The sequence below is a fragment of the Acrocarpospora pleiomorpha genome (assembly GCF_009687885.1).
Classification (GTDB): Bacteria; Actinomycetota; Actinomycetes; order Streptosporangiales; family Streptosporangiaceae; genus Acrocarpospora; species Acrocarpospora pleiomorpha.
On sequence record NZ_BLAF01000098.1, the window covers coordinates 20,862 to 30,448 of the forward strand.

General features: G+C 66.5%; 7 protein-coding genes and 1 pseudogene. 2 read left to right on the forward strand and 6 right to left on the reverse strand.

Translation table 11 applies throughout. The annotated features are described in order from the left end of the window. Positions 1–245 precede the first annotated feature (245 nt). The 4 genes and pseudogenes from Aple_RS48095 to Aple_RS48110 form a co-directional block, all read right to left on the reverse strand. On the reverse strand, positions 246–1,661 hold the full coding sequence (locus Aple_RS48095; RefSeq protein ID WP_155351497.1) for a WGR domain-containing protein: 1,416 nt from the start codon (positions 1,659–1,661) through the stop codon (positions 246–248). Between the two features lie 59 nt (positions 1,662–1,720). Continuing rightward, entirely contained in the window at positions 1,721–3,745 is a 2,025-nt protein-coding gene (locus tag Aple_RS48100) for a DEAD/DEAH box helicase (RefSeq protein WP_246265490.1), read from the reverse strand. A 313-nt stretch (positions 3,746–4,058) separates the two neighbouring features. After that, positions 4,059–4,187 (reverse strand): annotated as a pseudogene (locus tag Aple_RS48105) (IS5/IS1182 family transposase); the annotation flags it as partial. 61 nt (positions 4,188–4,248) lie between these two features. Next, positions 4,249–4,893, reverse strand: a complete 645-nt coding sequence (locus tag Aple_RS48110) for an NAD(P)-dependent oxidoreductase (protein WP_155351499.1) — start codon at positions 4,891–4,893, stop codon at positions 4,249–4,251. Positions 4,894–5,014: 121 nt separating this feature from the next. Between Aple_RS48110 and Aple_RS48115 the strand changes: the two genes are divergently transcribed. Next, the gene (locus tag Aple_RS48115) at positions 5,015–5,380 is read left to right on the forward strand and encodes a winged helix-turn-helix transcriptional regulator (RefSeq protein ID WP_155351500.1); all 366 of its coding nucleotides are present in this window, start codon (positions 5,015–5,017) and stop codon (positions 5,378–5,380) included. Between the two features lie 40 nt (positions 5,381–5,420). Here the strand turns inward: Aple_RS48115 and Aple_RS48120 are convergent, their stop codons facing one another. Together Aple_RS48120 and Aple_RS48125 are read right to left on the reverse strand one after the other, a co-directional pair. Then, complete coding sequence (locus tag Aple_RS48120; RefSeq protein WP_170322037.1) at positions 5,421–6,554, reverse strand: GntR family transcriptional regulator; 1,134 nt, start codon at positions 6,552–6,554, stop codon at positions 5,421–5,423. A 175-nt stretch (positions 6,555–6,729) separates the two neighbouring features. Beyond that, positions 6,730–8,031, reverse strand: a complete 1,302-nt coding sequence (locus Aple_RS48125) for an ATP-binding protein (protein ID WP_170322038.1) — start codon at positions 8,029–8,031, stop codon at positions 6,730–6,732. 180 nt (positions 8,032–8,211) lie between these two features. On the opposite strand from Aple_RS48125, the gene Aple_RS48130 reads away from it, so the two are divergent. Next, positions 8,212–9,486 (forward strand): helix-turn-helix domain-containing protein, encoded by a 1,275-nt coding sequence (locus tag Aple_RS48130; protein WP_155351503.1) that lies wholly within the window; start codon positions 8,212–8,214, stop codon positions 9,484–9,486. The last annotated feature ends 101 nt before the right edge of the window (positions 9,487–9,587 follow it).

Consider the following 9,587-nt stretch of genomic DNA (forward strand, 5'->3'; position numbering starts at 1 on the left):
TCGCGTTCTTCTTCTCTCGTCAGGCACGACTGGACCGGGTCTGAAGGCATGCGCCTTCACCGCACGTGATGCGGGGCAGGTGCACGGACGCAGTGCATCCCTGAAGTTGCGAGGAACAGCGAGAAAACGGACGCTAGCTTGCAAGATTTTTGCGCAGCATTGATCGGATGTTACATATGCGAAACAGTCCCGTCAACGGGTGGGAAACGGGTTTCGGATGTCAGGACGGCCGTGACCGATCGATTTCAGCGGAGGCGGCGGATCTCGCCGTACGCGCGGTAGAAGCCGCCGCTGGTCGCGGTGCGGATACCCTCGACCAGGTAGCGGGCGCCGGCCTCGCGGATGCCCTTGGGGAACTGCACGTTCCAGCCCTGGTCGTAGCCAGGGGACAGGACTCGGACGCGGAGGCGGTCGCCCTCGGTGAAACATTCGACCGTGATGCCCTCGTCGGAGTGGGTGGCGGTTTCCAGGACGAGGGTCGGTTCGACCGCGACCAGGCCGGCGGCGGCCTTCACGTCGACCGGTTCGGGGACGGTGCCGGACTGGGCGGCGAGGATCGCCTGTTCGGTGGCGTCGATGCAGGCCAGCGTGCCCTGGCCGGTGACGATGTAGAGGCGCTCGTCCAGGTACTGCATCGAGAGGGCGGAGCCGCAGCCGGTGCCGAGTTTCCACAGGCGGGTGCCGTCCTCGTCGAAGCAGTAGACCGAGGAGGAGCTGTCGCCGGCGAAGACGTAGCGGCCGCCGGGGGCGGTGGCGCAGGAGTAGATCGTGTCGTCGCAGTGGTAGGTGGCTTCGATCCTGCCGTCGGACTTGGCCAGCCGGACCACGCGGTCGGCGCTGGTCCCGGCGTAGACCGAACGTTCCTCCTGCCAGCCGAACAGGACCGAACCGGGAATGCCGCGCTGCCAGACGGGGGTGCCGTCGGCGGCGTCGTAGCGGGCGACCCCGCCGGAGTGGCCGTGGTAGACGGCGTCGCCGTCGCAGCGGACCATCCAGCCGGAGCTGCCGTTGCTCTTGCGCTCCCACTGGAACTCGTCCTCGTGGTCGATGGCGGTGATCCGCCCGGCCACGTCGGAGACACCGAGCACGCCGTCGTAGATGTCGAGCCAGTAGATGTCCACGTCTTCGGCGATCTCGTACGCCACCCGCGGCACCTTGCCGGAAAGATCGTAGACGCGGCCGTCGTCGGCGCCCGCGTAGATCCAGAAGTCGTCGGCGACGATGCACTTGACCCCGTCGGGCAGCCTGAACTGGCCGACGACCGTGCCGTCGTGGGTCACTTTGTAGACGTCGCCGCGCTGGTTGCCGACCCAGCAGCGGTCCTGGTCCACGAAGATGCCGAACGCGGCGGAGCCGCTGGCGAACCGCCATAACACCGGGGCCCGGCGGGCGGTGGAGGCCCGGCTGACGGTGGGCCGGTGGGTGACCGCGCGGCGTTGCCGTACGCCGCGGACGGCCGGGGCGTAGCCCTTGCGCAGCTTCTCGTCGATCTTCTTCTGGGCGGCGGCCTGGGCTTTCTCGGCCGTGGCGAAGGAGGACACCTTGCTCTGACCGGGTACGCCGATCCGGCCGTAGCTGATCGACACGTCGGTGCCGGAGACGATGACCTCGTAGTACTTGTGCGCGCTACCGCTGTCCTCGGACAGTTCCAGATATGTCATGACGCCTCCCAGATCTCGTGATCAACTGGCGAGAGCGTATGGGAGGTCGACGACATTTTTCAGATGAGTGCCAGACGGCGCTGTTCCTCTTCGACGATCTGACGGGCGAGGGAGGTGTCGGAGATGTCGACCGCGTCGGTCGAGCCTTCGGCGACCTCGCTTCGCCGTGCGTACGCGTCGAAGAGTTCGGCCTTGGCCTCCAGGATGTCGAGCAGTCGCTCGTCGACGCTGTCCACGGTGAGCAGCCGGTGCGCCTGAACCGTACGGACCTGGCCCATCCGGTGAGCGCGGGCGATGGCCTGGGCTTCCATGGTCGGCTTGACCTGGGGCTCACAGATGATCACGACCGACGCGGCCTGGAGGTTCAGGCCGGTTCCGCCGGCTTCGATCTGGCTGAGCAGGACCGCGTGACCGGGTGCCGACGAGAATATGTCGACTATCTTCTGGCGACGTGCCGCCGTGAGTCCTCCCGTGATCGGGCCGTGGATCTGTGGCCCGAGCGCTTCGCCCACCGCCGCGAGAACGCTCCTGAAGTACGAGAAGACGATGACTTTGAGGTCATTGTCGGCGGCTTCTTTGACGATTTCCTCGAGCCGTTCGAGCTTGGCCGACTCGGCGGGGACCGCATAGGCGGCGCGGCGCATGGCCATCCACTTCCCGGCCGTCACGGCGGTCCGGTAGGCGGCCAGGTCGGCCTCGCTCATCTCCTCCCACTCGTCGACGTGGACGATTTGAGGGAGCTCATCCAGGACGTCTCGCTGATTTCTGCGCAGGTATACGGGGGCGACGGCCTTGCGGAACGCGGTGGCCCCGGCCACGCCGTGGCCGACCCGGAGTTCGGAAACCAACTCGGGCTGGAGGTACGAGACGAGGTTGCGGAATTCCTCGACCCGATTTTCCATGGGCGTACCGGAAAGGAAAAGCACGCGTTCGGTGCGCCCGCACCACTCGGCGACGGCCAGCGAACGTTTGGCGCTGGGATTCTTGATGTAGTGCGCCTCGTCCACCACGAGCATCTCCACGGCCACCTCGTCCGGAAGTTCTAGCTGGTCGAGCATGGCGAACGTGGTCACCGCGACGCCCCCGAGGCGAGTCCACTCCGCGGTGGCGGCGGCGCGGTCCCGGCCGTGAATGGGGTACGCCTTGAGGGTGCTCCGGCGTTCGACCTCCCGTAACCAGTTGATGAGGACGCTGGCGGGGCAGACGACGACGAAATGGTTGCCGCCGCCGGCCTTCAGGTGAGCGAGCGCGGCGATGGCGACGATCGTCTTGCCCAGTCCCATCTCATCGCCGATGATCACGCGGCGCTGGGCCAGCGCGTAGCGGGCGCCGAAGGCCTGGTATCCGCGTAATGAAACCGTGCGGTGCGTGTCGTCGAGTTCCTGGGCTTTGACGCGCTCGGCGATGTCGTCGGACAGGAATCCTTCGGCGGCCGGCCGGTCGGGTTCTATTCCTCCGATCTCGGCGAGCAGACCCTGATATTCCGGCGACTGGATCTCATAGTCCGTCCAGACTTCGAAATCGCTGGTCACCGGCCGGAGCAGATCGACGGAAGCCTGCGCGAAGAGAGTGCGCGCCTCGGCCGCGGTGGCTTCGGAAAGAAGCGACGAGATCTCGTGGACGGCCTCTCGGGCCCGGCGACGGCCTTCCGCGCCGGCGAACCACATCCGCAGGCGACTGCGGGCGGGACGCGCGACGGGGATGGCCGCGGCCAGCCGTGCTTCGACCGACCCGGCCAGCCTCTGCGCGCGTTCCAGGCTCGGACCGGCGTTCACCAGCCGTTTCAGCGCTTTCAGCAGGTCGGTGGTGGGCGCGTCCTGCCGGTCGATGTCGATCCTGACGCTGACAGCGTCCGCGACGGCGCGCTCGATCTGCTGGGCGGCGGCGTAGATCTGCCGCGCCGAACGCTGTCCGACCCCCGGGATCAGCTGCAACGTGTAGGGCGTCGCCCGCAGCACGTCCCGCACCGACGCGAAGCCCGCCTGCTCGACCGGCCCCAGCCGGAGGCGGCCTTCCGTCACGTCCTTCAGCCGGCTTAACGGAATCGCGCCCAATTCCTGCTGAGCGGCTTCCGTACGAACCACCGACAGCGCCTTTTGAACATCATCACGGGCCTGGTTATGGTCGGCAAGAAAAGTCTGGGTGATTCCCCGTAAGGCCGTCGCCCTGGCGAGAATGTCCCGGACATTCCGGGTGGTGAAGGCCGCTCCCTCATCCTCTGAGCCGTCCACGTCCCGCCCCTCACCAGCGCCGCGAACCCGGGCGACATCCAGCGTTATACCCACAGAATCTGTGAATTCTAGTCAACGCCGCCTGCGCCGGGGCCCGGGATGCGGCAAGCGTATCCGGGAGCTTGACAGGCTTGAGGGCGAGTCTGATGGACCTGGTCAAACAAGATCGGTTAGCCGCCTTGTCGGTCTTCTCCGGGATGACGGCCCTGATGCGGCGCCGGCGCAGATAGGCGCGGTTGCCGCGAGAGGAGTAGGCCTTGTCGGCGGCCACCGCACCTGGGCGGGTGCGGTGGCTGCTAGCCCGGCGCGGCAGGCGGCGCGGCATGAGCCCCGGGCAGCGAAGGAGGCCGGGCCCGTCAGTAGGCGACGGAGAAGTGCGCTCGGTGGTGCTTGGGACGCTCGATCTCGTCCACGACGGCGGTGGCGAAGTCCGGGCCGGAGATCGCCGACTTCCCGCCGTCATCGAAGAACGCGACGTCGCCACCGGTACGGAAGGCGCCGATCGCCTCGCCTGGAACGTGGGCGCCGTACTCGGCCGCAGGGCTCACGTAGAACCAGTCGAGAGACTCGGGCACGGCGAGGAGGGCGTCCGCGACGGTGGCCATCTCCTCGGCCTCGGCGGCGAACTGGGGCGGCACCTCTCCGCCTTCGACGATGCGCGGGCCGCCCGGCGCCAGACGCAGCGAGCTGAACCCCCCGATGACGCCGAATCGGGCCCCGGCCGCCGCGGCCAGCTCGCCGAGACGGGTGTCCACGGCCACCAGCTCACCCGCCAACTCCCCACGCGGCGACAGAGCGGACACGATCACGTCGGCCTCCTCCACGGAGCGTGCGCGGACGGCGTCGTCCAGCACCGACCCCTGCCGGTAACGGACGCCGGTCACCGGGTCGGCGGGCGCGTTCCGGCTGTACGCGGTGACCTCGTGCCCTCGGGCAGCGGCCTCGCGGACGATAGCCGCCCCCGCGTATCCGGTCCCGCCGATGACGGTGATACGAGCCATGATCGTTCCTTTCCCTGTTGGCCTGTGCGATCGATCGGACTTACTGTAGGAGAGTTGGTATCTTCAAGGAAGTAGGCACCTATTGGTAAGTGACTCAGGGGAATGGCCGACCTTGGGCGGGATGGTGCTCAACCCGTACGCCAAGGGATGCCCGACACGCCGCATCCTCGACCGCATAGGCGATCGATGGACGGTCCTCGTGATCGGCGCACTCGGGGAGCGCACCTGCCGCTTCTCCGAACTCGCGCGCCGGATCGAGGGTGTGTCCCAGAAGATGCTCACCCAGACCCTGCGCGAGCTGGAACGCGACGGGCTCGTCACCCGCAGGGCGTATCCAGAGGTGCCGCTCCGCGTCGAGTACTCGCTCACCGAGGCGGGTGATTCTCTGCGCGGACCGCTCAAGGCCCTGGAGCAGTGGTCGATCACCCACCTGGGCGGGATCATGGAGGCGCGGGCCGCCTACAATGATCGCGCCGGGGACGAGTGACCCGAGAAGGCTGACCAGGAAGTACGGGCCCTAGGCCGGGTCAGGCGGGAACGTGGTCGTCGGGGGGAGGTGTCTGCTCCATTGAGGTACTCGGAGGCGGCCACCGGTCGAACGTCGCCGCCCGGGTGCCCCTGCGGTGCGCGTTGTAGGCGTAGCCTTTGTCCGTCAGTCGGGACAGCGCACGCCCGGCGGTCCATCGGGAGATTCCGTATTCCAGCATCAGCTGAGGGCAGGTGGCCACGCGCTCGTGCGGGCCGATCCTCCCCGTGCGGATCTTCTTCGCCAGCACGGTGGCGACGTGAACCAGCTGTTCCTCCACCGCAGGACGGGGAGTCACGGGTCCAGGACCGGGAGCACCCGCCATGTACCCTTGACCGGGAACCAGATGGATGATCCCCCGATCCCGCAGCATGTGCTGGACTCGCATGGCCTGCCACCGGGAAAGGTCGTACTCGCGCATCAGCTCACGCAAGGTGGCGGTCGCGGCGACGCCGACGAGTTCACCACTGCCGATCCGGCCAGCCAACCCTTTGGCGATCTCCGCGCATCGCACAGCCTGAACGCTCCGGCGTGGGCCGCCAGCCCTCTCCGGCGGCGAAGCGATCTCCCCGCCCTCGTCAATGTGCTCAGCGTCAGCCGAGTGCGGCGCGCTACCAGCCGCGCGTTGCTGCATGATCTCGACCCAGGTCGGCGGCTTTCCCGGCCGACCGTCCTGTCCGGCTTCCAAGGGCGGGGCCAGGTCGAACCAGACCAGGCGGCAGCCCTCGCCGTAGTACTCATGCCCCCATTCGGAGGCGAACTCCGCCACGATACGCAATCCGAACCCGCTGCCGCGCCCCCCGCCGAAGTCGGGGACGAGGTAGGGCACGCTGCTGGCCGACCCCTGGTCGAGCACACTGATGTGTAGGAAACCATCCGCGTCGGCGACCTGTACGGTGATCTTCCCGTCCGGATCCTGGCCGGAATCGGAGTGACGGAGCGCGTTCGACACGAGCTCGGAAACCAGCAGCACCGCATAACGCAGCCGGTCATCGAACCGCCCGACGAGCAAGCCGCGAACGTAATCACACGCACCCGAGGTGGCAGACTCCTGCCCGGGAAGCTCGATGCTGCCCAGCAGCACAGCAGTCGGATCCACCGGGCCGGATCGTTCACGGGCCTTGATCTCCGCCATGGAGGAGAACCTCGCTTCGTGATCAAAGGTGGTGGTGCCACTCGCCCCACGCCATCCGGAACTCAGCTGAGCTGCATCGTGTACGACCGTCGGGGATCGGAGGGTTATGCGCAGGAGGTCGGCCAAGGAAGGCCGTCGCGCGTACGAAGGGAAGCCCAAGGCAAGCCCACCGGTACTACACGGCCCTGGGCTTTGCCCTGGTACGGCGGTCGGCTCGACTGCCATCGTGCTCCGCGATTGAAGAGACCGTCTGCGGGACCGGTGGGCGAGCATTGCCAGGTTCGGCCGCTTCGTTGCCTTGTCCAGGCGATTGTCCCGTGGGGCGGCGGGTCTTGGGGACGTGGTCGACGCGTGCCGGTATAAGGGCCATCGAGCTCCCCTTGTGGAGCCAGTCGCGGTAGGGAGCGGCCCGGACGCCCTTGCGTTCGGTGTCGTACGCCCAGCATCTGGAAACGAGCCGCCGAAGGACTACCCAGGCGCTGCCTCGGGAAATGCCATGATCGATCATCAGCTGGCGCGTGGTCAGCCGCTGGTGCGCGACGATCTCGCCGGTACGGATCTTCTCGGCCACGGCCACCGCGATCATCGTGATCTGATCGTGAACGGGCGGGCGAGGCGGTACCGGAGTGTCGTCGGGGGCGCCGACGACATAGCCCAGGCCAGGAACTAAGCGGATGAGCCCTCGCTCCCGAAGCGCACGCTGGACATAGGTGGCAGCCGAGCTGGGAATACCGTGCTCCGCCATCAATTGCTGGACACTGGCCATGCGCGCCCCCTCGCCGAGCTCGCCTCCAGCGATCCGCTCGGCCGTCCGATCGATGATCTCCTGGCAGCGCATCCTCACCACGGCCCCGCGAGGACCGCCGCTCGGCACCGCCCGTCGGGGTTCGGGCTTGGCCGTCCCGGGCGTGAAGCCGGGAATGACCTCGGACGGGACGTCGAAGTACAGGCCCGGCACGATCTCGTACGACGGTCCCTGCGACATCTCGCGGACGGCTTGTGACCAGGGCGGCGGCCATGGAGGCGGGTCATCGTCGGGGATATCGTCCGGCGATCCCAGCCGGAGCCAGACCACCCGTCTCGAATCCTGATCGCGATAACCCCAATTCTCGGCGATCTGATCGACCAAGCGCAGCCCTCGCCCGCAGAGACGTTCCACGTCCGAGGGAAGCCGTATATGCGGGACGCTGGTGGCCGACCCCTCGTCGATCACGTTGACGAAGATGCTGCCTTGATAGACCGCGACCGCCACGGTGACCACCCCGTCCGGGCTGCGGCCGGAATCCGAGTGGCATACGGCGTTGGCGACCAGTTCGGTGACGACCAGTGACAGGTCATCCAGCCGGTCATCGGCCACACCGTTGAACAGCCCTCGAACGAACTTCCGCGCGCTCGGCGCCGCACGCGGTTGCCCCGGAAGATCGATGACACCCAGCAAGGCGATGGGTGATCCCTCGATGGCTTTCGTGTCTGTCATGAGTACAGGGCCTCGATTCCTGCTCACGGGCTCGTCAGGTCGTTGCGTCGGCTTGACGGGCCTGCTAAAACTCCGGCTTTTGGCTTGCGGCAATGTCATATTGGGGATGAGTCAGCTGGTGGGCTAGGGGTTTGATTGTTGGAGCCGTGTATCCACAATCACCAAAATCCGGGAGCAGGCATGTCGCGAGCCTCCGAGCGTGTGGACCCAGGTGCTACGCCGTGGCATCTCCTAGGCGCGGCCATTCGGCATTGGCGTGAGGATGTTCGGGGCGTCACCCTGCAGGAAGTCGCTAAGCAGACCTATAGCAACCACGGAGATCTTTCCAAATGGGAGAGAGGGCTGGTGCACCCACATTCCAGCGTTGTGGAACGTCTGGATTCGGCGCTGAACGCCAAAGGCCACCTTGTGGCACTTCACGGTGTAGTCACCGATCTCGACCGTTTGCGTACCCTGGAAGCCAAGACAGCAACCACCCAGGAGGACACCACGGAACGCCGCCGTATACTGCAGCTCGCCGCCGCCAATCTCGCCTTGGGACTGGCCGGCGGTTCCGAACACCTTCGCCAATTGCTCGATCAGGACGACGCCCGCAGCATCGAAGACTGGGAGATCGCTTGCGCCGATCACCTGCACGCGCTGCGCACACGCCCGCCAGCCCAGGTGATCGCCGATCTGTCCATCGATCTTCTGGCCTTGCAACGCCAGATGGAGGCTGCCGCTCCCTCCGACCTCATCGAGCTACACCGCACCAAGGCGTCGCTATCCGTTGTACATATCAACGCGCTCACCCGTCTAGCCGATCATGGAGCTGCTATCCGGTGGGGCCGAAACGCCCGGCAGGCTGCAGATGCGTCCGGGGACCTCACCCTGAGCCTGGTGGTCCGCGCGCAAGAGGTCGGTAGCGGCCTTTACGGGCAGCGCTCCCCGGAAACCGTGCTGCGCCTCATCCACGCTGCTCAGCGGCTCGCACGTCGGCCCAGTCTGGCTCTCATGGCTCACGAAGCGAAGGCCCTGAGCCTGGTAGGCAACCATGTCGAAGCATTCTCCGTGATAGACCGCCTAACCCATCTGGCAGGAACGATAAAAGGTGATCCACTGGGCTTTTGGAAGCCGGACCAGATCGATTTCGCTGCCTCGTGGGTGTATGCGGCAGCAGGCGACGAGAGACGGCATGACGCGGCAAGGGAGGCTCTCTTCGCTCAGACGAACGACTATCAGTATTGTGCGAATGCGACGCTCCACCGAGCCCTGTGCACTGTCGTCAAGGGAGGCGTCGACGAGGGCGTGCGGCAGGCCACGACAGTAATCGCCGAACTACCGCAGGCATACCGCAGCAACCACGTGCTAGAGACCGGACGTATGGTACTGCGCTCTGTCCCCATGGCCCAGCGTCATTTCGCTGCCGTCGGGGAGCTCAGTAAGTTCCTGGCAGTCGATCCGACGAAGGCGTAATGCATTCTAAGAACAGTGTGCCGAACCCCTGCTGATCCTGCCGCTGTCCTCGTGACCGTTGATCGCTTTCTCTGGTTCGTTGCGCGCACCCCTGGCCTCCA